Source organism: Halobellus clavatus (genome assembly GCF_900107195.1).
GTDB classification, from domain to species: Archaea; Halobacteriota; Halobacteria; order Halobacteriales; family Haloferacaceae; genus Haloquadratum; species Haloquadratum clavatum.
Genome location: NZ_FNPB01000001.1, coordinates 681,781 through 702,902 on the forward strand (window position 1 = coordinate 681,781; position 21,122 = coordinate 702,902).

A 21,122-nucleotide genomic window follows, 5' to 3' on the forward strand; every position below is an offset into this window, starting at 1 on the left:
CGGCCGGCTCTTCGGTATGAGCGACGACGACACAGCGGCCGCCGGCGACGGATCGGCGGCCAACCGGATGGAGGGGCCCGACGTCATCGCCTGCGAACAGTGTCCCGAACTCGTCGAGTCGCGGTCGCGGATCGTCGACGGGGTCGGCCCCGACGACGCCGACCTCCTGTTGCTCGGGGAGGCTCCCGGGGCGAACGAGGACGAGCAGGGCGAGCCGTTCGTCGGGCGCTCCGGGTCCATCCTCGACGAGGCACTGCGGGACGCGGGGCTCGCGCGGGACGACGTGCGGATCACGAACTGCGTGCGCTGCCGACCGCCGGAGAACCGCGATCCGCACACGGAGGAACTCGCGAACTGCCGCGGTCACCTCGAACGCGAACTCGCGGTCGTGGACCCCAAACTGGTCGTGACGCTCGGGAAGGTCCCCTCCGAGCACCTGCTGGATCGGTCGATCGCGGTGACGAAGGCGGCCGGCGACGTGGTCGACGTCAGGCTCGGCGGCCGGGGCTACCGCGCCGTCGTCTCCGTGCATCCGGCGGCGACGCTGTACGACGGGAGCCAGCGCGAGACGTTCTTCGAGACGATCGCGCGCGCCGCCGAGATCGCCGGCGTCGGCAGCGGAGGCGACGAGGACGGCGGGCAGTCGAGCCTCGGGCAGTTCTAGTTCCGCGGATCGCCGCGGCCGAGCCACTTGTTCGGGTTGAAGAGGTCCCGAACCGCCTCGACGACGCTCTTGCCCGAGTGCTCGCCGGGGCGCAGTCGCGCCCGGATCCGCGAGGAGATCAACTCGATGCCCAGCACGACGACGAAGACCATTATGAGCCCCGCAGCGGTCTGCTGGAACTCGAAGAGGTCCTGGCTGTTCCGGATCATCAGCCCGAGGCCGCCGGCACCGACGACACCCAGCGAGATGGCGATCCGCGTGTTGATCTCGAGGATGTACAGCGTCCACGCGATGAACGAGCGCGAGACCTGACTCAGCATCCCGAAGCTCACCGTCTGCGTACTCGAAGCGCCCGTCGAGCGGATCGCCTCGATCGGCCCCTCATCGATCTCCTCGAGGTCGTCGGTGAACAGCCGACCGAGGTTGCCGATGCTGTCGGTGCCGATCGCCAGTACCGCGGTGATCTGGCTCGGCGGGCCGATCGGGATGTAGAGGAAGATCCAGACGATGGCGGGAATGGCGCGGATCGCGCTCAGGGTCCCGCGGAAGATGAAATTGAAGGGGAACGGCGTAACCCGCTCGCTGCCCAGCACGCCCAGGATGAGCGCGAACGGGAACGCGATCACCGTGCCCATGAAGCCGAGTAACAGCGTCACCAGGCTGGCCTTCACCAGCGACAGCCGCGAGGACTGGAAGCTCTCGAAGATGGGCTGACCCCAGTTCCGGAAGCTCGCCGGGATGGCCTGGAGTCCGGTGATGTCGTTGTCCTTCGTGTAGATCGTGAAGTTCTGGAAGTCCGGCGGGAAGAAGCCCTGTGCGATGAAGTCGTACATCGCCGGGAAGCGGTTGGCGACGACGCCGGCCTGGAACCCGATGAAGCCGAGTCCCCAGTAGGTCACACCGACGACAGCCCCGAGAACCGCAGCCCACAACAGGTACTTGAGGCGACGGAGGCGATCCAGCGTGGCGAGTTTCTCCCGAACGGCGGTGTCGACCGAGTCCGAACTCATACGCTCTCACCCCCGTCGGGTGTCGCGTTCGGGTCGGGCGTCTCCGAGGGAACCGCGTCCGTCCCCGTCGGATCGGTGCTGAGCGAGTCGCCGTCGCCGCTGTGGCCGTAGTAGATCCGGTCCATCTCTTCCATCGTGAGATCGTCGGCATCGCCGTCGAAGATGACCTCGCCGTCGCGAATGCCGAGGAACCGGTCCCCGAACTCGCGGGCGATGTTCACCTGGTGAAGGCTCGTCACCGTCGTGAGATCCTTCTCGGTCGCGGCTTTCTTGAGGTACCGCATCACCTCGCGGGCGGCTTTCGGATCGAGGCTGGCGACCGGTTCGTCCGCGAGGACGATCTCCGGCTCCTGAACGAGTGCGCGAGCGATCCCGACGCGCTGTTTCTGTCCGCCGCTCATCGATTCGGCTCGCTGCCCGGCCTCGTCGAGCAGCCCGACGGTCTGTAGCGATTCGAGGGCGTTGATCTTGTCGTACTCCGAGTGGAGGCCGAGCATACTCCGGAGGAGTCCGTTGCGGGACAGCGCGCCGGTGAGCGCGTTCCCGAACGCGGTCTTGCTCTCGATGAGGTAGTGCTCTTGGAACACCATCCCGACCTCGCTCCGGTTGCCCGAGATCTCCACCCCACCGATCCGGACGGTGCCCTCTGTCGGGTCTGTCAGCCCGTTCAGGACGCGGAGCATCGTCGACTTGCCTGCGCCGGACGGCCCGAGCAGGATGACGAACTCGCCCTCGGAGATCGTGAACGACACGTCGTCCAGTGCGACCGTGTCTTCGCCGTATATTTTTGAGACGTTCTCGAATTCGATCGTTGGCATCTATTGTGGGTACGATAACTGAGATGGGGCCGCGCAAAAAGCGGCGGGGACGCTCCCAGCGGGCGGCCGGGTTGGCGGGCTATCCGAAGATGTCGGTGCCGACGCCGAGTTCGTCCGCCACGTCGATGACGGACTGGTACTCCTCCTGTCCGGCTGCGCGGACGTCGCCGAACCAGAGGTCGTCGTCGGTGCCGTCTTCGCCGTCAGCACCGTAGTAGATGCTGTCGGGACCTTCGAGGAACGCGTCCTGGACTGCGGTTTTGGCCTCGTCGCTCAGTTCCGGCGAGACGACGATCGGGGCGCGCGGCAGGCCGGTATCTTCGTGGAGCGTCGTGGCCACGCTCTGCCAGTCTTCGGGCGTCGGGCCGGTCTTGGTGTCGCGGACGAACCCGCCCATCGCGGCGGCGTCGACCTGGCCCTGTTCGAGAAGCGTGTACGACCCGACGTGGCCGCCGGCGAAGCGGGCATCGAACTCGGCCTGCGAGCCGTTCCCTTCGGGGAGTTCGCCGACGTCGAGACCGCCCTGATCGGACATACTGTACAGCGGGTACAGACACCCGCTCGTCGACAGCCGATCGGAGAAGGCGACCGTCTTGCCCGAGAGGTCCGACAGTTCGGTGATGTCGCTGTCGTTGGGCGTCGCGATGATGCTCGCGTACTCCCAGCTCCCGTAGCCGTACCGCTGGAGGATGATCTCCGCGTTGCCGGTCTTCACGCCGAGTGCGGCGGCGAACGGGCCGGTCTCGGCGACGTCCATCGTCCCCTGACCGAGCGCCTGGATCACGGCGCTGTAGTTGCTGCCGATGGTCCCCTCGACCTCGAGGTCGCTGGGGACGTCGTGGTTGTCCTGCAGGTAGCTCCCGATGTGGTCCAGCAGCGGGGAGTACTGGACATTGAGGTCTTCCTGCGGAACGGAGGGCGAGATGCCGAAGTCGACGGCCCCGTCGCCGCCGAACGTCATCTGGCTCTCGGGCGTCGGTGTCGCCGTCGCCGTCTCTGTCGCGGTCGACGTTTCAGTGTCGGTACTGCCACCGCTGTTCGTGTTACCGGTACATCCTGCGATGAGCCCGGCGACGCCGAGGGCTCCCGTGGACTTGAGGAACGCGCGTCGTTTCGTCATACGATCGTATGAAAGTACTGTATGAATCGGATAAAGATTCTGATTCACCAATATATAGCCAAACAGTGACAAATACAGCCAGCTGAACGCCCGGACGCGACGTCCGGCGTCGGAAGCAATTTCACCCATCCTCTCGAAGCGGAGGTATGAGCGCTCAGACCGCAGCGGAGGTCGTCCTCGTCGACTACGGCCTCGGCAACCTCCGTAGCGCACAGCGGGGGCTCGAACGCGCCGGTGCCGCAGTCGAAATCACCGACGACCCCGACGACTTCGCGGCGGCCGACGGGATCGTCCTCCCCGGCGTCGGCGCGTTCAGCGAGGGGATGGAGAACGCCGGCCCGTTCCGCGAACCGCTCGCCGCGGCGGCCGATCGCGGCCAGCCAGTCTTCGGGATCTGTCTCGGGATGCAGATGCTCCTCACCACGAGCGAGGAGGCCGACCACGCCGGACAGGGGCAGGTCGAGGGCCTCGACTTCATCCCCGGGACGAACGTCCGCTTCGAGCGCGATCGGAAGGTGCCACACATGGGCTGGAACGAACTCCACGTCGAGCGCGAGCACCCGATCGTCGACGGGGTTGACGGCCAGTACGCGTACTTCGTCCACTCGTATTACGCCGAACCCGACGACGGCGACGCGGTCGTCGCGACAACCGACTACGGCGTGTCGTTCCCGGCGGTAGTCGCCAACGAGGCTGGCAACGTCTTCGGCACCCAGTTCCACCCCGAGAAGTCCGGCGAAACCGGCCTGCAGATTCTCCGGAACTTCGTCGAGTACTGCGCCGAGCGGTAGTCGACCGCGGGACGCGCCGCGGGCGGCCCCGACGGGCTTTTAGCGCCCCCCGAAGTAGACGGCGCTATGCAGGTAGTCACGCTGGGGCCCGAAGGAACGTACTCCCACCGCGCCGCCCGCGCCGTCGACGAGGACGTCGCCTTCCGCGAGTCGGTGTCGGCCATCGTGGCCGCCGTCGACAACGGCGAGTTCGAGCGCGGCGTCGTGCCCATCGAGAACAGCATCGAGGGCAGCGTCACCGAAACCCTCGACGCAATCGCCGACGCCGACATCGCTGTCACAGAAGAGATCGTCACACCGATCCGCCACGCCCTCCTCGCCCAGTCGGGCAACTTCGACACCGTCGCCTCCCACTCGCAGGCGCTCGCCCAGTGTCGCTCCTATCTTGAGCGCGAGTACCCCGACGCGACCCTCGAGCCCGTCGCGAGCACCGCCAAGGGCGTCGAGTACGCTCGCGAGGATCCGACCGTCGCGGGGATCGGCCATCCCGACAACGCCGACGACGACCTCACCGTGGTCGCCGAAGACATCCAGGATCGATCGTCGAACTCCACGCGGTTCTTCGTCGTCGCGCCCGCCGCAGAGCGGGACGAGGGCGGCGGGAAGTCGACGGTCGTGGTCTATCCGAACGCGAACTACCCCGGACTCCTGCTCGAACTGCTCGAAGCGTTCGCCGAGCGCGACATCAACCTCTCGCGGATCGAGTCGCGACCGAGCGGGAACCGACTCGGAGACTACCTCTTCCACATCGACTTCGAGGCCGGCCTCTACGAGGACCGCGCCACGGAGGCGCTGGCTGACGTCGAAGCGATCGCCGCCGACGGCTGGGTGAAGCGGCTCGGCTCCTACGACCGGCGACACGTCGTCGACTGACCGCCGGGTTTCGAGCGGGAGCGGCGCGCTGGCGTGACAGCTGCGATCACGGCTCCGGCTGTATTTATCATCTCAGCGCGCCTCTGAGAGAGCGGTGAATACACGATGATGAAGCGTTCCCCCAGTTTCGACGAGTTCGCGTTCGAGGACCTCTTCGCCCGGATGTCCCGGCAGTTCGAGGAGATGAGCAGTCAGCTCGACGGCCCCCGGTCGCCCAGCCGCGAGATGGCGATCGACCTCCGCGACGAGTCGGAGTCGCTCGTCGCCGTCGTCGACCTCCCGGGCTACGCGAACGACGACATCGACGTCTCGATCGACGACCAGCTGCTGACGGTCGCGGCCGTCCGCGAGTCGGCCGAGATGGACGAGGACGACCGCTACGTCCACCGAGAACGCCGTTCGACCTCGGTCCGCCGGTCGATCCGTCTTCCGTGTGACGTCCGCGCCGACGACGCCAGCGCGGCGTACAACAACGGCGTCCTCACCGTCACGTTGCCCAAGCGCGTCGTCGACGACGATGACGCACACCGGATCGACGTCGAGTAACGTGCCGGTCAGTCCGGGGCGGGACGGCGTCTCCCCCGAGGAGTGATTTTTTCTCCCTCCGAGAGAGCCACTGAAGCGATGAGCGACTCGGGCCTGCGGCTGGTACTGAAGCGCCTCTATCAATCGCTGATGCTCTTCTCGGTGCTTTCGGGGATCACGATCGGTTGCTACGTGATATACGCGTCGCTCCTCGGTGATCCGGTGTTCGGACTCGTCGGGGATCCGAGATACGGGCTCGGCGGACTGTGGTGGGCGCTCGGCCTGCTGATGATCGTCCAGTCGGTGTGGTACCTCGGGAAGATCCCGTGAGGCTCACTCGCCCAGGCGGGCGACGTACAGCGTCTCGCCCGCCGGTAGCGACTCAGTTTCCGCCGCGACGGCCGGCGGGTCGTAGCCGAGGGTCGTGAACAGGAAGTCGGCGTCGACCGCGCGAGCGACCGCGAGCGCCGGGCGGTGGAGTTCCGGCGGGAGGTTCAATCCGTAGAGCAGGTCCGCCTCGTAGGCGTCGCCGGGATGATCGCGTCGGCCGGCGGCGACGACGTCGTCGCGGACAAATGCGACGGCGGCGGGCACCCCCAGTTCGTCCGGGTCGGCGACGTCGGTGGCGGTGACTTCGACCCCCCGCTCGGCGAGGGCGAGGGCGACCGCTGGCCGCCGGCCGATACCGATCTCCACGGCCGAGCCGTACGTGCCGAATCGGGCGACGAGGGCGTTCTCACGCGGCGAATTCACGGCGGGATATTTATCAATCCACCCTGCTTAAGCCCTGCTATGCACGTCGATATCGTGCCGATCGGGGACCTCTCAGCGCAGGTCAAGCGCGAAGCGTCGGCCGCGCTGCGAGGGGTCTACGACTGCGACGTCACAGTGCAGGAGGAACAGTCGATCCCCGACGGCGCGTTCGACCGGAGCCGGAACCAGTACCGAGCCGAGCAGTTCATCGAACTGGCGAGCAGGGCCGGATCGGGTGAGAAGAACATCGGGATCACCGCACAGGACCTCTACTACCGCCGCCGGAACTACGTGTTCGGCCTCGCGTACCTGAACGGTAACGGCTCCGTGATCTCCACACATCGCCTCCAGACCTCCTCCGACGGCGGCATCACCACCAAGCCCCAGACGGAGGTGTTCGCAGACCGGGTCCGCAAGGAGGTCGTCCACGAGATCGGCCACACGCTCGGCCTCGAACACTGCGACAACAGCAAGTGCGTGATGTCGTTCTCGCCCACCGTCCGCGAAGTCGACGTCAAAGAAGAGAACCTCTGCGGGACCTGCAGTCAGCTCCTGTACTGACGGCTCGGCGAATTCACCGGGCGCGCACACGCCGATACCCCCCGCAGCAACTACTATACGGAGTCCGGACCAACATTGAAAGGTGATGCAGTACCTCGTTGCCGTCGACGGTTCGGAACCGAGTACCGAAGCGCTCGAACACGCACTCGAGGTCGCAGCGCAGATGGACGCGTCGCTCACCGTCGGATACGCGGTCGAACCGCGCGTCCTCGTCGAAGATTCTGGCGAGGAGGCCCCGACGCACGCGCAGGTCGGGGATCGGATCTACACGGAGAACATTGAAGTCGCCGAAGAGCGCGGGCAGGACGTCCTCGACGACGCCCGCGACCGCGCGTCAGACGTCGGCATCGACATCGAGACGACGCTCCTGTACGGCGATCCCGTCGAGAGCATCGTCGAGTACGCAGAACAGTCCGAGATCGACGGCGTCATCGTCGGGCATCGGGGGCTCTCCGAGCGCGTCGAGATGGTCGGCAGCGTCGCGAAGGGGCTGGTCGAGAAAGCGACGGTTCCCGTTACGGTCGTCAAGTGAGCGACCGACGTGTCGCCATCGGTGCACTCGGTAGACGAGCAGTGAGACCGAGACGCTTCAGCATCAGTCGACTCGGAGGCCGCGTCGGAAGCCCAGGCCGACGACGAGTGCGAGAACAGCTAAGTACGCGAGGCTGAACCACAGGTTCCTCGGGACCACGCGCGCGGTCAGCGCAGCGTCGAACGCCAGTTTCATCGGGAAGTGACCGGGGAGGAACGGCGCGAGTGCGTGGGTCTCGTCAGTCAGTGGGCTCTGCGCGAGGAAGAGGTCGAAGAACGGCCCGAACAGCAGGACGTAAACTCCGGCGAGTCGGTTCAGAACGAGGCCGACGAGCGCTCCGAGGCCACCGTACAGCAGGGCGACAAGGAGGATTGCGAGCAGGTACCAGCGGAGACGTTCGACCGACATCACTGCGGACAGGACGCCGACTGAGACGACGCTCCCGACGAGCGCCGCCAGCACGAGTACTCCGCCTCGGGCGGCCACGATTTCGACTGCGTCGGCGCCGGCGATGGCGAGCCGACCGTCGACCGCGCTGGCAGACTGCATCAGGAACAACCCAGCGGCACCGCCGACGAACGCGGCGGCCATCGGCGTCGTCAGGACCGTCGCGACGGCGGTCATCTCGGCGGACATCGCGCCCTGGATCGGGATATCGACCGTCACTCGGCTCTCTGGCATCACCCAGTGGAAGACGAGGATCAGATAGACCGGGAGGAACGCCAGGAGTGAAAGCAGGATCGGCGTCCGTGCGTACTCGCGGACGCCCATCTCGAAGGTCGTCCGCAGCGTGCTCATCCCCCGCCACCTCCCGTTGCGGCCAGCGCCGTGTAAACGAGGAACGTCGCGACGAGGACGATGGCCCCGTAGGTGGCGGCTGCGAGCACGTCACTCGCGGCGGGGGCTGTCCCGTCGACCGCCGCCTGGAACACCTCGTGGGGATAGTGGAGCGGAAAGAGTTTCGTCGCCGCCGCGTCCGTCGCAATCACCCCGCTCGCGAGCGCCTCGTCCACGTCGACGACGAAGATGAGCACGAGCGATCCTTCGAGTTCCCGGGGGAGAACAGTCCCGATCAGCATCCCGATGAGTCCGTACAGTCCGCCGACGAATGCGAGCGTCAGGAACCCGAGGGCGAGCGATTCGACTTCGGTGGTCGTCGCCAGGACGCCCAGCGAGAGCGCGGCGGTGAGAAGCGTCGCGAGACAGACCGCACCGAGGCGCGAGACGAAGAGCGCCAGTTCCGGAAAGCCAGCCAGTGACAGGCGCTCGTCGGCTCGCTGGGCGCTGATGACCTGGAAGAGTCCGATCACCGCGGGGAGGAACGCGGCGACGAAGAGCGTCCCGGCGGTCGCGCCGAGGGCTCCGGGGTCAGTCGTCATATACGGGAGTCGTGGGAACGCCGACAGCATCGACTCGTAACTCGTGATGACGACCGGCGGGAGCACGACGAGCAGCGCGACGTTGATCGGCTCCCGGACGAACTCCCGGACGGCCGCATCGAGGCCGACACGCAACCGATCGCTCGACGGACGGCTCACCGTCATCGCACCCCCTCCTCGCCGGCCTGGCTCGACCCCTCGTCGGTCACGTCGGTCAGGGTGCCGTCCGCGAGTTCGAGGATCCGATCGAACCGCTCCTGTTCGTTGATCAGGTGCGAGATGATCGCCACGGCCGTGCCGCGCTCGCGAAGTGCCGCCGTGAGGTCCCAGAACGCGAGGTACGTCTCCCAGTCGAACCCCGTGTACGGTTCGTCCAGGAGCAACACGTCGGGGTCGTGCATCAGTGCGATCGAGAGGTTGATCTTCTGCCGATTGCCGCCGGAGAGCCGATCGATCCGGTAGTCGAGGAACTCCTCGAAGTCCAGCGTCTCGGCCAGGCGGTCACGGGCCGACTCGATTTCGGTGGGGTCCATCCCGTACGCCTCACCGAACAACCGGAACGTCTCCTCGACGGTCAGTCGGTCGTACAGCAGTTCGTCCTGGGGGCACCACCCGACCCGACCGTTCACGTCGACAGTGCCCTCGTCGGCGTCGAGTTCGCCCACGAGGATCTTCATCAGCGTCGACTTCCCGGATCCGTTCCCGCCCACGATGCCGACGACCTCGCCGCGCCGGATAGTGACGCTCGCGCCGGTCAGCACCTCGACGCTCCGCCCGAACGGAAGCCGGGAACTGTAGGTCTTCGCGAGGTCGGAGCCGCGGAGGACGACGTCACGGTCCCCGGCGGTCGGTTCCGACTCGGACTCCGGGCGCTCGGTGCCGACGATCCGTTCGGTCATCGTTCGTACCACCACCACGCACCGCCGAGGACCGCTAGCGCCACCACGCCGACGCCGACCGTCGACAGGAGTCGAGTCGTCCCACCGGCGGTAGTGATCGTGATCGGGACGAAGTACCTATCGGAGGTGATCCGTTCGTCGTCGGGCGTGTCGGCGGTTACTGTGAGCGGAATCGCGTCCCGCGTCGGGACGCCGTCCTCGGGCGTCGTCACCTCGAAGGTCATCGTCACGCTCTCGCCGGGCGGGAGCGACGCGACGTAACTCGTCGGGTTGTTGCTCTCGTACGGCGCGTCGACGGCCAGATGGGCGTGAACGTCGGTGAGGCGCTCGTTTCCGACGTTCCGAACGCGGACGCGGACGGCGTTCGTGCTGTCGATGCCGAGCGTGGTGTTCATCGGTTCGACGGCGAACGTCGGTTGCTCCAGTGCGGGCGTCACGCCGATCGGACCGATCCGGTCGGTGGCGTAGTCGCCGTCCGCGCCACGATAGGCCACCGAGACCGGCAGCGAGTAGTTCTGCGGCTCTGCGGCCGCTGTGGCCCGCACCTCGTACGTGACGGTTCGGCGTTCGCCGGGGGCCCAGTAGCCGACGAAGCGCGTCGCGTTCGCGCTGCCAGCGACGCGGATCGCGGAGTGCGGCGAGCGGAGGGTGACGGTCGCGTCGGCCACGGAGACAGGACCGTCGTTCCGGAGCGTCAGCGAGACGGTTCCGTTCTCGTCGACCTGGAGCGAACGGCTCACGTTCGAAACGTCGAAGGTCGTCTCCGGAAGTGCGTGGAGGGGAACCGCCAGCGAAGGTGTCGATCCGGTCGTTCCGCCGGGCTTCTCGAAGTCGATCTGCGCCGATAGCGAGTAGTTACCCGTGGCGGCGCTGTCCCGGAGCGCCGTCTCGAACTCGAAGGTGCGATTCTCGCCGCGCTCCCAGGTATCCACGAACCGGGTGCTCGAATCGCTCGATCCGAGCGAGACGCTCGGGGAGGATGCAGAGAGCGAGAGGGTCGAATCGTACGCCGCGGACGTCCCGACGTTCCGGATCGTCACTTCGAGCGTGCCGGAGCCGCCGACGGGAGCCGACGAGTCGGTGTCGACGACGTCGAACTGCGGGCCACGCTCGACGCGAACGGGCAGGGAGACCGTCGTTTTCCGTTCGACGTCGCCGCCGGCACCGTTATTATACTCGTACGAGAGTCGAAGCGGGACGCGGTAGGTGCCGCTGTCGATGTTCGAGGGAACGTCGAGTGACAGCGAGAGGCTCGCCGGAGCGCCGTCCGGGAGCGACGCCACGTACAGGTGGTTCGTATCGACCTCGATGGGCCCGACGGTGTTTGCCGGTCGGATGTGGACGTTGTACGCGTCTCTCGTCTCGTCTTCAGCACCCGTGCCGTCGTTCAGGAGTTGGAAAGAGACGTGGTTGGTTCCACCGGGCTGAATCGTCGGACTGGCGACGACCGTCTGTATCTCCGGGTTCGAGGTCAGCGCCGCAACCGGTGCCGCACTCAGGACGACCGACGCGACGAGCAGGACCACCAGGGCGACTCGCTTCATCGGGGGTCACCTCCGTCTCTCCGGAGGGCGTCGATTCGCCACGAACGGGGAATCCCCGCGGAGGTGTTATTCATCATATTCGGTGTATTCCGAATGTTCTGTACGACAGAATTTAGTATTTTCGGTAGTTACCGAATTGTATGAATCAAGACGCCGAGGACGTCGACGGAACCGACGAGGATGCGGTGCAGCAGGCCCGTGAGGAAGTCATTCAGGCGCTGGAGCGGAGTGCGGAAGTGTACGGGCTGAACCAGAGTTACGGACGATTGTACGGTATCCTCTTCTTCGAGAACGAACCGCTCTCGCTCGACGGACTGGTCGAAGAGAGCGGGTACGCCAAGTCGACTGTCAGCACTGCAATGCAGAAGATGAACCGCCTCCACCTGGTGCACCGCCGGTCGGTGCCGGGAGAGGGCAAGAAGGTGTTCTACGAGGCCGAGACCGACTTCTGGCACGTCATCCAGAAGTTCCTCCAGCACGAGGTTCGGCGCGAGATCGACGTGATGACGCGAGCGCTCGACTCGGCCGCGGAGCGTCTCGAAGACGCCGACGGCGAGCAGGCAGACGCGTATCTGGAGCGGGTCGAATCACTTCGAACGATGTACGATCGGAGCGAGCGACTGCTGGGGATCCTCACGAGCAGTTCGATCGAACGATTGACCGGACTGCTAGACAGACTGCAACGCGACTGATAACGGCCGGTCTAGCGCTGTCGCGGTGAGAGCCGATCCCTTGCACCTACTGCGGTGAGAGCGAGTGTCTTGCCGCTGCTGCGGTGAACGCGGCCGAGGACTCAAGTCGTTCGGCCGTGAGCCACCGGACGTGACACCGCAAGGCAGCGTCGCCCTGATCACGGGCGCCAGTTCAGGAATCGGTGCAGAGACAGCGCACGCGCTCGCCAGCGACGGTGCGGACGTCGCCCTCGCAGCGCGACGACGAGCGCAACTCGAAACTGTGGCCGAGGAGATCGAATCGTCGACCGACGCCGAGACGCTCGTCGTGCCGACAGACGTTCGCGAGGAGGAAGCGGTCGAGGCGATGGTCGAAACGACAGTCGATCACTTCGACCGCCTCGACGTCCTCGTGAACAACGCCGGCCTCGGCGTCGGCGGCGACGTCGAGGAACTGTCGACAGCGGACTACCGCCTGATGATGGAGACGAACGTCGACGGGTACTTCTTCGCGACCCGGGCGGCTATCCCCCATCTGCGGGAGTCCGCGGGGAACCTCGTGTTCGTCGGCAGTTTCGCCGGGCAGTACCCCCGCCCCGCGAACCCGGTGTACGCGGCCACGAAGTGGTGGGTCCGTGGATTCGCCCACAGCGTCGAGGCCCAGATCGGTTCCGACGGGGTCGGCGTCAGCGTCGTCAACCCCACCGAGGTCAGGACGGAGTTCGCCAGCGAGTCCGGGGCGTCGTTCGAGGACCGCTTCGACCCCGGTGAGGTGACTGAACCCGAAGAGATCGCGGAGGCGATCGCGTTCGCCGCCTCGCAGGAACGATCGACCGTCCACGAGATCGACCTCTACCGACGCGACAAGTTCGACGGCTGGTGAGGGCGGGGCCGCGTGTACTGAACTCCCAGCGACGCTGCACGGTCGGCTTCACTCGCGCGGCTATCGATCGGCTTCGCGGACACCGTCGGCGATGCGGCCGGCGGTGCGCGCACGAGTCCGATGCTCCCGCCGCCGCGTCGAGAAGACGTCGACGGCGCTCGCGGCGGCCTCTGGGTCGCGCTCGAAGGCGACGTCGGGGTAGGTGACGTCCGCCAGGACCAGCGGTTCGGGCGGGGCCGGCGGGACGCCGTCGGGCCCCGCGATCGAGTCCGACCCGAGGAGGTCGTCGATCCACCTGGGGTCGCGCTCGCCGGCCGCCACGCTCCGGACGACCGAGGCGACCCGGCGGACGAGTTGTCTGGGAAATCCACCGGCCGCGACCCGGAGCGTCACGAAGTCGCCCCCGCGGTCGATCCGGAGCGAGAGGTCGCGTTCGGTGCCGTCTTCGTCGGGCGTGAGGTTGTGGAAGTCGTGCGCGCCCGAGAGCGCGTTCGCGGCCGCGGCGGCCCGACTGTCGTCCAGTTCGGGGCCGTAGAGGTCGTAGACGTAGGTCCGCTCGCCGGCGTCGTGAGTCGCGTGGAAATCGGTTGACACGCCGGCGGCGGCCCACGCGCGGACGTCAGGGGGGAGTTCGCCGTTGAGCGCCCGTGGCGTGCACCACTCGGGACACGCGACGGCGACCGTCTGTGCGAGTGCAGAGACGCCGGCGTCGGTCCGGCCGGCCGCGGCGTACCCGTCCGGCCGGTGGGCCGCGTCGCGATCGAACACGCCGAGTTCGTCGAGGGCGTCGAAGATCGCGTCCTCGACGGTCGGGACCGAGGGCTGGCGCTGGAAGCCGTGGAACGGTCGACCGTCGTAGGCGATGCGGAAGGCGCGCACGGCCCCTCAGGCCACGTCGTCGTAGGTCGGCGCGTCGCGGTCGCCCGGGAACGTCTCGACGGGCACGGTGGTCTGGTCGCCGGACGCCATATCCTTCACCGTCACCTCGTCGTTCGCGAGGTCCTGTTCGCCGACGATGACGACCGTCTCGGCGTTGACGCTGTCGGCGTAGCCCATCTGCGCGCCGAAACTCCGGTCGGAGACGTCGACTTCGACGACGTTGCCGGACGCGCGGAGGTCGCGGGCGATGCGGGACGCGACCTCCCGGGTCTCGCCGACCGTGAGGACGTAGTAGTCGGTCGTGAGCGCCTCTTCGGGCCAGACGCCCGCGCGCTGACAGAGGAGCGACAGCGGCGCGAGGCCGGGGGCGACGCCGACCGCCGGGGTGGGCTGCCCGCCGAAACTCTCGATGAGGTCGTCGTAACGGCCGCCGCCGAAGACGGATCGCGAAACCTCGCCCGTCGAGTCGAAGCACTCGAACACGACACCCGTGTAGTAGTCCAGGCCGCGGGCCGTCGTCAGCGACACGTCACAGTACTCGCGCGCCCCGAAGTCCTCGGCTGCCGCGAGCACGTTCCGGAGATTTTCGACCGCGTCTGCGACGTCTGCTCCACCGAACTCGGCGATCTCGTCGAGGTCCCCGCGAGCGACGAGGTCGTCGAACTGATCGGCCTGGTCGTAAGCGAGACCGGCGTCGGAGAGCAGGCCGAGGTACTCCGTCTCTTCGACCTTCGCGCGCTTGTCGACCGCGCGGATCGCGGCGGCGGCGTCGACGTCGGCATCGAAGGCGTCGAGGAGGCCGCTGAGGATGTCGCGATGGGAGACGCGGAACTCGAAGTCGTCGCCCGTGAGCCCCAGATCGGTGAGCGCGTCGGCGGCGAACGCCAAGATCTCCGCGTCGGCCGTCGGTTCGGACGAGCCGAAGATGTCGACGTTGGTCTGGTAGAACTCCCGAAACCGGCCCTGCTGGACCTGCTCGAAGCGCCAGAACGGCCGCGTCGAGACCCACTTGATCGGCTTCGAGAGCTCCTGTTGTTTCGCGACGACCATCCGCGCGACCGTCGGCGTGAGTTCCGGCGTCAGCGACACCTCGCGGCCGCCTTTGTCCTCGAAGGCGTACAGTTCCTCGACGATCTCCTCGCCGCTCTTGTCGACGTACATCTCCGTCCGTTCGAGCGCTGGCGTGGAGATCTCCCGGAAGCCGTAGCGGGCCGCGGTCGACTCCAGCGTGTCGATGACCTCCCGGCGGGGGGCCATCTCCTCGGGGTAGAAGTCGCGAAAGCCCTTGAGTCGGTCGTACATACGCCGGAGTTCGGCGGTGTCGCGCTTGAAACTGTTGAAGGCGTGCGGCCGGTCGCTCGCGGCACCGCGGTCCAACGTGCGCTACCGAAACGAGGGCATCGGCGTCCGTCGAATCGAGGGTAGTTTTATGCTGATTCCAGCGCTGATGCGAGGTGATGGAGATCGAAGCTGCCGTTGTCAACGAGGAAGGAGGACCGTTCACGATCGAGTCCGTCGAACTGGAGGCGCCGCAGGCGAACGAGGTGTTGGTCCGCGTCGTCGGTGCCGGCGTCTGCCACACGGATATGATCGTACGAGATCAGCTGTATCCGACACCGCTGCCGGCCGTGCTGGGTCACGAGGGCTCCGGAGTCGTTGAGGCCGTCGGCGCGAACGTCACCGACGTCGAACCCGGTGACCGCGTGGTCCTGAGTTTCGATTACGACGACGACTGCCCCAGTTGCCACGCGGGCCACCCCGCCTACTGCGAGGACTTCTTCGCGCACAACTTCGGCGGGAGCCGCCCGGAAGACGGGACCTCACCGCTCTCGCGCGGTGAGGAGGAACTCAGCGGGCGGTTCTTCGGGCAGTCGTCGTTCGCCACGCACGCCATCGCGACCGAGCGCAACGTGGTCACCGTCGACGACGACGTCCCGCTCGAACTCCTGGGACCGCTCGGCTGCGGCGTCCAGACCGGAGCCGGCGCGGTGATCAACACGCTCGACCCGCAAGCGGGTTCGTCGATCGCCGTCTTCGGCGCGGGGTCGGTCGGCCTCTCCGCGGTGATGGCGGCGAACCTCAAGGGTTGTACCGACATCGTCTCGATCGACATCAAGGGCAACCGGCTCCAGAAGGCCTACGGGCTGGGCGCGACCGAGACGGTCAACCCCGAGACGGTCGACGACGTGGTCGCGGCAGTGCGGGAGGCCACTGCTGGTGGCCCGGACTACGCCGTGGAGACGACCGGCGTCGCCGACGTGGCCGAGCAGGCCGTCGACACGCTCACCCAGCGGGGAACCCTCGCCGTCGTCGGCGCGCCGGCGCTCGGCACCCGCGCGAGTTACGACGTCAACGACCTCATCCTGAACGGCCGGTCGATCACGGGCGTCGTCGAGGGCGACAGCAACCCCAAGGAGTTCATCCCGGATCTGATCGAACTGTACCGGCAGGGGAAGTTCCCCTTCGACGAACTCGTGACCTACTACGACTTCGAGGAGATCGAACAGGCCATCGAGGACTCCGAGAACGGCGACAGCATCAAGCCGATCCTCCGGATCAGCGAGCCCTGAGTCGGTCGACCGGTCGCGTCGCGACCGCGGGCCCGGCTTAGGCCGCGATCAGACCGACGCCGGCGACGGCGAGACCCGCGGCGACGAGTCGGATGCGGAACGCCTCTTCGCGGAGCAGCACCCCGCCGAGGACGACCGCGACGACCGCCTGAGTGTTGATGATCGGTGACGCGATCGACGCCGGCGCGGCCGCGAAGGCGAGTGAGGTGACGTGTTCGCCGAGCGCGACGCCGCCACCCGCCAGTGCGAACCGCGGGAGATCAGCACGGAGCGGGACCCACTCGCGGGCGGCCAGCGGGAGGACCACGAGCAACACGCCACCGAGGAGGATCGGAACCCAGAGCGTCAGCGGCACGCCGAGACCCTGCAACACGACGCGCTTGCCGACGTCGCTCACGCCGTAACACGCCGCGCTGACGAGGGCCAACTGTGCCGCCCGCGACGACGACGCCTTCCGAAGCGGGTCCAGAAGCGACCCCGCGCGGTAGTTGGCGACGTAGACCGCGAGCGTCGCGACCGCGACGCCGACGACCGCGACGGGAGCCAACCGCTGGCCGAGGAGGAGCACCTCGATCGGAAGCACGAACACCGGGATGATCTTGCTGATCGGCGCGACGTAGGAGACCTCTCCAGCACCGATCGCGCGGAGGAAGGCGAGAAACGCCGCGGCCGTCAGGAGGATGGTCGTCAGCGAGACGAAGAGGGCACTCGGGCCCTCGACGAGCGCGGTGGCCCCCGAGAGGGTGCCGAGCGACGCGCCCGAGAGGACGGCGATCGGAACGTACCACGCGATCGCTGCCGCGTTGACGCCGACGGTCAGCACCGTGCCGGGATAGTCCGCGAAGTACCGCTTCAGGACGAAGATGTACGTTCCCCAGACGAGGGCGGCCGCAATCGAGTAGGCGATGCCGGGACCGAGCGAAAGCACGAGTGAGTCTGCTCGATTCCCCGAGAAAGACGTTCCCATTCCGCTCGCGGGCGCGTCCGCTCGAAGCCCGCGAGCGCTTACTCCTGCAGGCCGCGGACGTAGGACTGCTCGTGGTCCGGGAACACCCGTTCGACGGCCGCCTGACCGTGTTCCTCGGCGAGCAGCGCCCGGAGTTCGGCCTCGTAGTCGCCTTTCGGGACCTGCGTCGAGGGGCCCGTCTCGACGTCGAGCGTCTCTGCGACGAGACGGTCGACGGCGTGGCGGCCCAGCCCGGCCAGCGGCGAGAGGTAATCGACGTCGTGGCGGTCTTCGAGGCTCTGCGCCTGCGCTCTGGAGATCGTCGGGACGCGGTCGTCGCGGCGAGTCCCGTCGGCGACGGCGTCGACGTCGAGGTCGGCGACGCGTTCGAGCGCGTGTTCGTGCACCTGCTGGATCCCGTTTCTGGGGTACCCGTCGTCGGACATCCGCGCGACAGCCTCGCTCGCGACGTCGGGGTCGAGGTCGACCGTGTCGAAGGGATAGCCCAGTCGGTCGGCGGCGGTTCGGGCGTGCTCCCAGTCGTCACTGATGCCGAAGCGGCCGGTGACGAGCGTCACGTCGTAGAAGGAATCGAGCAGCAGCGCGGCAAGTGTCGAGTCCTTCCCGCCGCTGTAGAGGAGTGCGAGGTCCACGACGCCGCTATCGCCGGCGGATGTCGAAGCTCTTCGAATCGGGCTGCAGTTCCTTGAGCAGATCGCGCATCTGCTCTTCGTCGATCCGGTCTTGGATCCGGCCGCTCTGGGCGAGCGCGAGGATCTGTTTCTTCGCGGACTCCGCGAACTCGGGCTTGGACATCTCCACCGCGTTGAGGCGTTGCCGGGCCCCGTCGGTGAGGTACTGCTTCAGCATCGCCTCCTGCTTGGCCTCAGCCTGCTCCCGAGCGGCGTCCTGAGCACCTTCGCGGCCGCCGCCCTGCTGTCCGTCGGCCTGTTCGCGGAGCTCTTGCATCTTCTGTTCGCGGAGCTCCTCCAGTCGGTCGTCGTCGGGGGTTCCACTCATCGTCAAATGATTGTTGCCGCAGCGCTAAAAACGGTTACGTCGTTCGGCCTCGGCGCGCAGTCTACGCGTACCGTTCGAGTTCCGGCCGGTCGAGGTCCTCGAGGACCTCATCAGCGGCGTTGTCGAGGAAACTCTGGCCCTCGGGAGAGATGCGACGGCCCTGCCCCTTCGCGGTCTCGACGAGACCTTCCGCTTCGAGCTGCTGGAGCGCCGTCCGGATGACGTTCTTGCTCCCGGTGGCCGAGCTGTTGCCGGCGACGCGGTATCGGTTCGAGCCGCGCTTTCGGCCGCCGTACTCGGTCGCGAGGCGGTCGACGCCGATCGGTCCTTCCTTGGCGACCTTGCGGAGCAGCGACGCCGCACGGACGTGCCAGAAGTCGTCCTGCTGGGGTGGCAGTTCGCGGGTCTGCCCCGTCTTCGCGAAGTTGATCCATTCGGGCTCCTCGATTCGGTCCGCGAGGCGGTCGGCGACGTCCTCGATGAGGGCGTCGGCCGGAACGTCGTAGACACTTACCATAGGGACCAATTCCCGACGGCGTCGTTTAAAGCCATCGTATCGGCGCTACGGGGCGTGAGACGGTCTCTCGGGGAGCGAGATCCGAGCCCGACGGGGGCGCAACGGTCACTCCGCCCCGGCCTCGATCCCGAGGCCGGTTCCGATCCACGCGACGACGATCCCGCCGAGAATGGTCGGGACCCAGTAGACCGCGCCGCGGAAGATGACGACCGCCGCGACCGCGGTCGGTTCGGTCACCTGTGACAGCGGTGCGGCCAAGAGGAGAAGCACCAGGACGGTCTCGATCCCGCCGGCTCCGCCGGGCAGCGGCGTCACGCCGGCGATCGCGGCGATGGGGACCACGACGAGCGCGATCGAGAACCGGACGTCGATGCCGATCGCGCCGAACGCGAGCCAGAGCGCGAGCATCTGACAGAGCCAGCCGGTGGCCGAGGCACCGAGCGCCAGCGCCAGCCCCCGCGGGTTGGCCGCGACCCGTTCGATCGCTCGAAAGAAGCCGTTGATCCGGCGCTCGATCCCCTCCGGAGTCGGCACCGACACGCGGGGGAGACGGTCGGCGAGCGAACGGATGAGCGGCGTGAGGCCGCTCACGACGCGGGCTTCGAGGGAGTACCGGCGCTGCCAGCCGACGTAGATCAGCGTCGGGACGAGCACCGCGAGCAGGACGACGGCCCCGACGGCGGCCAGGAGGTTCCGGTTCGTCCCGAGCGCGACCTCCGTCGCGAAGTAGCCGGCGCCGACGAGCGCGAGCGTGATCGAGGGGACGAAATTCAGCGTGTCGACGCTGGCGATCGCCGCCAGACTCCGCTCGTACTCGGCGTTCGCCACCCGGGAGATGAGGTAGGCCGTCACTGGCTCGCCACCGGCCTGCCCGAACGGCGTGATGTTGTTAGCGAACGTCGCGCCCGCGAAGACGAGAAACGAAGCGACGGGCGAGAGATCGACGCCGAGGACGCCGAGGACGGTGTTCAGCGAGAGGCTCCAGGCGGCGAGCCACGCGAGCGTGGCCAGGAGAACGAGCGCGAGGTACCGCGGGTCGGCGCTCTGCAGGGTCGCGAGGAGGTCCTCGATCCCGGCGAAATAAAACAGGAGCGCGAAGACGGCGACGGCCCCTCCGAACCCGAGAACGGTCGCCCGGAGGTTCTCGCGGACCATATCACGGTCCTCGCCCCTTCGGGCAATCAAGCCATCGAAACCAGAGACGGTGTGAGAACCGTGTGCACAGACGAGAGCCCCCGCCCCGCCCGCTGGGTCGAATATCGGGTTTTTTGCCCGCTGGTGGCTGATCACAGGTATGGACGAACGTTCGGCGCTGCGGCGACTCGCGGCTGCCCTGCCCGCCGCGGGCGACGACGCCGCCATCGTGGACGGAGTCGTGGTGACGACCGATATGCTCCACGAGACGACGGATTTTCCCGCGGGAACGACCCGGTACACCGCCGGCTGGCGAGCCATCGGGGCGTCGCTCTCGGACGTGGCCGCGATGGGTGCGGAGGCGACTGCTGCGGTCGCCGCGTACGCTGCGCCGAGCCTGGTCGAGACGGAACTCGACGACTTCCTGGCGGGAGCGAAGGCCGTCTGTACGGCCGTCGGTGCCGAATACGTCGGCGGTGACCTCGACACCGGAACGGAGTTCACAGTGGCGTCGACCGCGCTGGGCGAGACCGACGAGCCGGTCCGCCGATCGGGGGCTAAACCGGGGGACGTGGTCTGCGTAACGGGCCGTCTCGGCCGGACGGCTGCGGGGCTCCGTGCGTTCGAGGCCGGGGACGTCGAACGCGGCAACGACCTCTTTCGCTTTCCCCCGCGCGTCGCTGCCGGGCGGGCGCTCGCACCGCACGCGACGGCGATGATGGACTCCTCGGACGGGCTCGCCAGGTCGCTCCACCAGCTCGCGGCGGCGTCGGAGGTCGGCTTCGACGTCGTCTGGAGCGACGTGCCCGTCCACAGCGCCGTCGACGACTACGCGACCGACGCGACCGACCGGCGCGAGCTGGCGACGGCCGTCGGCGAGGACTTCGAACTCGTCTGTACGCTCCCTCCCGCCGCCGTCGCGGCGGCGCGCGAAGCCGTCCCGGTGTCGCTCTCGGTCGTCGGCGACGTCACTGCGAACGGGGTTCGAATGGACGGCGAACCGCTCGCCGACGAGGGCTACACCCACGAGTGA

The 21,122-nt window shown here is 67.4% G+C and carries 26 protein-coding genes; 11 read left to right on the top strand and 15 right to left on the bottom strand.

From position 1 onward, the window contains the following. Positions 1–67: 67 nt before the first annotated feature. Entirely contained in the window at positions 68–664 is a 597-nt protein-coding gene (locus BLU74_RS03310) for a uracil-DNA glycosylase (RefSeq protein WP_245705721.1), read from the top strand. On the opposite strand, the gene BLU74_RS03315 is transcribed toward BLU74_RS03310, so the two are convergent. The 3 genes from BLU74_RS03315 to BLU74_RS03325 all read right to left on the bottom strand — a co-directional run bounded on the left by BLU74_RS03315 (position 661) and on the right by BLU74_RS03325 (position 3,612). Continuing rightward, positions 661–1,674 (bottom strand): PhnE/PtxC family ABC transporter permease, encoded by a 1,014-nt coding sequence (locus BLU74_RS03315; RefSeq protein ID WP_089765116.1) that lies wholly within the window; start codon positions 1,672–1,674, stop codon positions 661–663. The two genes, BLU74_RS03310 and BLU74_RS03315, sit on opposite strands and share 4 nt — an antisense overlap. Then, positions 1,671–2,492: a phosphonate ABC transporter ATP-binding protein gene (gene phnC, locus BLU74_RS03320; RefSeq protein ID WP_089765118.1), complete on the bottom strand. Its 822-nt coding sequence runs from the start codon at positions 2,490–2,492 to the stop codon at positions 1,671–1,673. The genes BLU74_RS03315 and phnC overlap by 4 nt, the downstream gene beginning before the upstream one ends. Positions 2,493–2,571: 79 nt before the next feature. Beyond that, positions 2,572–3,612 carry a substrate-binding domain-containing protein gene (locus BLU74_RS03325; RefSeq protein ID WP_089765121.1) on the bottom strand — a complete coding sequence of 347 codons (1,041 nt, stop codon included), beginning with the start codon at positions 3,610–3,612 and terminating at the stop codon, positions 2,572–2,574. A gap of 146 nt (positions 3,613–3,758) precedes the next feature. Here BLU74_RS03325 and hisH point away from each other — a divergent pair, with 146 nt between their 5' ends. From hisH to BLU74_RS03345, 4 genes are all read left to right on the top strand, one after another. After that, positions 3,759–4,403 (top strand): imidazole glycerol phosphate synthase subunit HisH, encoded by a 645-nt coding sequence (gene hisH / locus BLU74_RS03330; protein ID WP_089765123.1) that lies wholly within the window; start codon positions 3,759–3,761, stop codon positions 4,401–4,403. Between the two features lie 66 nt (positions 4,404–4,469). Beyond that, entirely contained in the window at positions 4,470–5,276 is an 807-nt protein-coding gene (pheA, locus tag BLU74_RS03335) for a prephenate dehydratase (RefSeq protein ID WP_089765125.1), read from the top strand. 108 nt (positions 5,277–5,384) lie between these two features. Next, entirely contained in the window at positions 5,385–5,822 is a 438-nt protein-coding gene (locus BLU74_RS03340) for an Hsp20/alpha crystallin family protein (RefSeq protein ID WP_394327858.1), read from the top strand. A gap of 78 nt (positions 5,823–5,900) precedes the next feature. Further along, positions 5,901–6,131, top strand: a complete 231-nt coding sequence (locus BLU74_RS03345; RefSeq protein WP_089765128.1) for a hypothetical protein — start codon at positions 5,901–5,903, stop codon at positions 6,129–6,131. 3 nt (positions 6,132–6,134) lie between these two features. On the opposite strand, the gene BLU74_RS03350 is transcribed toward BLU74_RS03345, so the two are convergent. Next, positions 6,135–6,554: a UPF0146 family protein gene (locus BLU74_RS03350; RefSeq protein ID WP_089765131.1), complete on the bottom strand. Its 420-nt coding sequence runs from the start codon at positions 6,552–6,554 to the stop codon at positions 6,135–6,137. 39 nt (positions 6,555–6,593) lie between these two features. Between BLU74_RS03350 and BLU74_RS03355 the strand changes: the two genes are divergently transcribed. After that, positions 6,594–7,115, top strand: a complete 522-nt coding sequence (locus BLU74_RS03355; RefSeq protein WP_089765134.1) for an archaemetzincin family Zn-dependent metalloprotease — start codon at positions 6,594–6,596, stop codon at positions 7,113–7,115. An 85-nt stretch (positions 7,116–7,200) separates the two neighbouring features. Then, the gene (locus BLU74_RS03360; RefSeq protein ID WP_089765136.1) at positions 7,201–7,647 is read left to right on the top strand and encodes a universal stress protein; all 447 of its coding nucleotides are present in this window, start codon (positions 7,201–7,203) and stop codon (positions 7,645–7,647) included. Between the two features lie 63 nt (positions 7,648–7,710). On the opposite strand, the gene BLU74_RS03365 is transcribed toward BLU74_RS03360, so the two are convergent. From BLU74_RS03365 to BLU74_RS03380, 4 genes are read right to left on the bottom strand one after another with little or no spacing between them, the layout of a single operon-like run. Then, positions 7,711–8,445, bottom strand: a complete 735-nt coding sequence (locus BLU74_RS03365; protein ID WP_089765138.1) for a hypothetical protein — start codon at positions 8,443–8,445, stop codon at positions 7,711–7,713. Then, positions 8,442–9,191, bottom strand: a complete 750-nt coding sequence (locus BLU74_RS03370) for a hypothetical protein (protein WP_089765140.1) — start codon at positions 9,189–9,191, stop codon at positions 8,442–8,444. The genes BLU74_RS03365 and BLU74_RS03370 overlap by 4 nt, the downstream gene beginning before the upstream one ends. Continuing rightward, complete coding sequence (locus tag BLU74_RS03375; RefSeq protein WP_089765142.1) at positions 9,188–9,925, bottom strand: ABC transporter ATP-binding protein; 738 nt, start codon at positions 9,923–9,925, stop codon at positions 9,188–9,190. The genes BLU74_RS03370 and BLU74_RS03375 overlap by 4 nt, the downstream gene beginning before the upstream one ends. Next, positions 9,922–11,469 (bottom strand): COG1361 S-layer family protein, encoded by a 1,548-nt coding sequence (locus BLU74_RS03380; protein ID WP_089765144.1) that lies wholly within the window; start codon positions 11,467–11,469, stop codon positions 9,922–9,924. The genes BLU74_RS03375 and BLU74_RS03380 overlap by 4 nt, the downstream gene beginning before the upstream one ends. Before the next feature lie 140 nt (positions 11,470–11,609). Here BLU74_RS03380 and BLU74_RS03385 point away from each other — a divergent pair, with 140 nt between their 5' ends. Together BLU74_RS03385 and BLU74_RS03390 are read left to right on the top strand one after the other, a co-directional pair. Next, on the top strand, positions 11,610–12,161 hold the full coding sequence (locus BLU74_RS03385; protein WP_089765146.1) for a GbsR/MarR family transcriptional regulator: 552 nt from the start codon (positions 11,610–11,612) through the stop codon (positions 12,159–12,161). A 130-nt stretch (positions 12,162–12,291) separates the two neighbouring features. Next, the gene (locus BLU74_RS03390; protein ID WP_089765149.1) at positions 12,292–13,023 is read left to right on the top strand and encodes an SDR family oxidoreductase; all 732 of its coding nucleotides are present in this window, start codon (positions 12,292–12,294) and stop codon (positions 13,021–13,023) included. Positions 13,024–13,083: 60 nt separating this feature from the next. Here the strand turns inward: BLU74_RS03390 and truA are convergent, their stop codons facing one another. Then, positions 13,084–13,902: a tRNA pseudouridine(38-40) synthase TruA gene (gene truA, locus BLU74_RS03395; RefSeq protein ID WP_089765151.1), complete on the bottom strand. Its 819-nt coding sequence runs from the start codon at positions 13,900–13,902 to the stop codon at positions 13,084–13,086. Between the two features lie 6 nt (positions 13,903–13,908). Continuing rightward, positions 13,909–15,204 carry a histidine--tRNA ligase gene (gene hisS, locus BLU74_RS03400; RefSeq protein WP_089765288.1) on the bottom strand — a complete coding sequence of 432 codons (1,296 nt, stop codon included), beginning with the start codon at positions 15,202–15,204 and terminating at the stop codon, positions 13,909–13,911. Between the two features lie 155 nt (positions 15,205–15,359). On the opposite strand from hisS, the gene BLU74_RS03405 reads away from it, so the two are divergent. Then, entirely contained in the window at positions 15,360–16,472 is a 1,113-nt protein-coding gene (locus tag BLU74_RS03405) for an NAD(P)-dependent alcohol dehydrogenase (RefSeq protein WP_089765290.1), read from the top strand. 37 nt (positions 16,473–16,509) lie between these two features. Here the strand turns inward: BLU74_RS03405 and BLU74_RS03410 are convergent, their stop codons facing one another. The 5 genes from BLU74_RS03410 to BLU74_RS03430 form a co-directional block, all read right to left on the bottom strand. Continuing rightward, entirely contained in the window at positions 16,510–17,439 is a 930-nt protein-coding gene (locus tag BLU74_RS03410) for an EamA family transporter (RefSeq protein ID WP_089765154.1), read from the bottom strand. 38 nt (positions 17,440–17,477) lie between these two features. Beyond that, complete coding sequence (locus tag BLU74_RS03415; protein WP_089765156.1) at positions 17,478–18,071, bottom strand: DUF7411 family protein; 594 nt, start codon at positions 18,069–18,071, stop codon at positions 17,478–17,480. A gap of 7 nt (positions 18,072–18,078) precedes the next feature. Continuing rightward, a complete protein-coding gene (locus BLU74_RS03420; RefSeq protein WP_089765157.1) occupies positions 18,079–18,438 on the bottom strand; it encodes a DNA-binding protein in 360 nt (119 codons plus the stop codon). Positions 18,439–18,499: 61 nt separating this feature from the next. Then, positions 18,500–18,955, bottom strand: a complete 456-nt coding sequence (locus BLU74_RS03425; RefSeq protein ID WP_089765159.1) for a 30S ribosomal protein S19e — start codon at positions 18,953–18,955, stop codon at positions 18,500–18,502. Between the two features lie 105 nt (positions 18,956–19,060). Beyond that, entirely contained in the window at positions 19,061–20,110 is a 1,050-nt protein-coding gene (locus BLU74_RS03430; protein ID WP_089765161.1) for a lysylphosphatidylglycerol synthase transmembrane domain-containing protein, read from the bottom strand. A gap of 139 nt (positions 20,111–20,249) precedes the next feature. Here BLU74_RS03430 and thiL point away from each other — a divergent pair, with 139 nt between their 5' ends. Further along, positions 20,250–21,122, top strand: a complete 873-nt coding sequence (thiL, locus tag BLU74_RS03435; protein WP_089765163.1) for a thiamine-phosphate kinase — start codon at positions 20,250–20,252, stop codon at positions 21,120–21,122.

Bases quoted from the DNA above. Each gene is read 5' to 3' on its own strand.
- BLU74_RS03310 (WP_245705721.1), top strand. From the start codon at position 68: ATGGAGGGGCCCGACGTCATCGCCTGCGAACAGTGTCCCGAACTCGTC.
- BLU74_RS03315 (WP_089765116.1), bottom strand. From the start codon at position 1,674: ATGAGTTCGGACTCGGTCGACACCGCCGTTCGGGAGAAACTCGCCACG.
- phnC (WP_089765118.1), bottom strand. From the start codon at position 2,492: ATGCCAACGATCGAATTCGAGAACGTCTCAAAAATATACGGCGAAGAC.
- BLU74_RS03325 (WP_089765121.1), bottom strand. From the start codon at position 3,612: ATGACGAAACGACGCGCGTTCCTCAAGTCCACGGGAGCCCTCGGCGTC.
- hisH (WP_089765123.1), top strand. From the start codon at position 3,759: ATGAGCGCTCAGACCGCAGCGGAGGTCGTCCTCGTCGACTACGGCCTC.
- pheA (WP_089765125.1), top strand. From the start codon at position 4,470: ATGCAGGTAGTCACGCTGGGGCCCGAAGGAACGTACTCCCACCGCGCC.
- BLU74_RS03340 (WP_394327858.1), top strand. From the start codon at position 5,385: ATGAAGCGTTCCCCCAGTTTCGACGAGTTCGCGTTCGAGGACCTCTTC.
- BLU74_RS03345 (WP_089765128.1), top strand. From the start codon at position 5,901: ATGAGCGACTCGGGCCTGCGGCTGGTACTGAAGCGCCTCTATCAATCG.
- BLU74_RS03355 (WP_089765134.1), top strand. From the start codon at position 6,594: ATGCACGTCGATATCGTGCCGATCGGGGACCTCTCAGCGCAGGTCAAG.
- BLU74_RS03360 (WP_089765136.1), top strand. From the start codon at position 7,201: ATGCAGTACCTCGTTGCCGTCGACGGTTCGGAACCGAGTACCGAAGCG.
- BLU74_RS03365 (WP_089765138.1), bottom strand. From the start codon at position 8,445: ATGAGCACGCTGCGGACGACCTTCGAGATGGGCGTCCGCGAGTACGCA.
- BLU74_RS03370 (WP_089765140.1), bottom strand. From the start codon at position 9,191: ATGACGGTGAGCCGTCCGTCGAGCGATCGGTTGCGTGTCGGCCTCGAT.
- BLU74_RS03375 (WP_089765142.1), bottom strand. From the start codon at position 9,925: ATGACCGAACGGATCGTCGGCACCGAGCGCCCGGAGTCCGAGTCGGAA.
- BLU74_RS03380 (WP_089765144.1), bottom strand. From the start codon at position 11,469: ATGAAGCGAGTCGCCCTGGTGGTCCTGCTCGTCGCGTCGGTCGTCCTG.
- BLU74_RS03385 (WP_089765146.1), top strand. From the start codon at position 11,610: ATGAATCAAGACGCCGAGGACGTCGACGGAACCGACGAGGATGCGGTG.
- hisS (WP_089765288.1), bottom strand. From the start codon at position 15,204: ATGTACGACCGACTCAAGGGCTTTCGCGACTTCTACCCCGAGGAGATG.
- BLU74_RS03405 (WP_089765290.1), top strand. From the start codon at position 15,360: ATGGAGATCGAAGCTGCCGTTGTCAACGAGGAAGGAGGACCGTTCACG.
- BLU74_RS03410 (WP_089765154.1), bottom strand. From the start codon at position 17,439: ATGGGAACGTCTTTCTCGGGGAATCGAGCAGACTCACTCGTGCTTTCG.
- BLU74_RS03420 (WP_089765157.1), bottom strand. From the start codon at position 18,438: ATGAGTGGAACCCCCGACGACGACCGACTGGAGGAGCTCCGCGAACAG.
- BLU74_RS03425 (WP_089765159.1), bottom strand. From the start codon at position 18,955: ATGGTAAGTGTCTACGACGTTCCGGCCGACGCCCTCATCGAGGACGTC.
- BLU74_RS03430 (WP_089765161.1), bottom strand. From the start codon at position 20,110: ATGGTCCGCGAGAACCTCCGGGCGACCGTTCTCGGGTTCGGAGGGGCC.
- thiL (WP_089765163.1), top strand. From the start codon at position 20,250: ATGGACGAACGTTCGGCGCTGCGGCGACTCGCGGCTGCCCTGCCCGCC.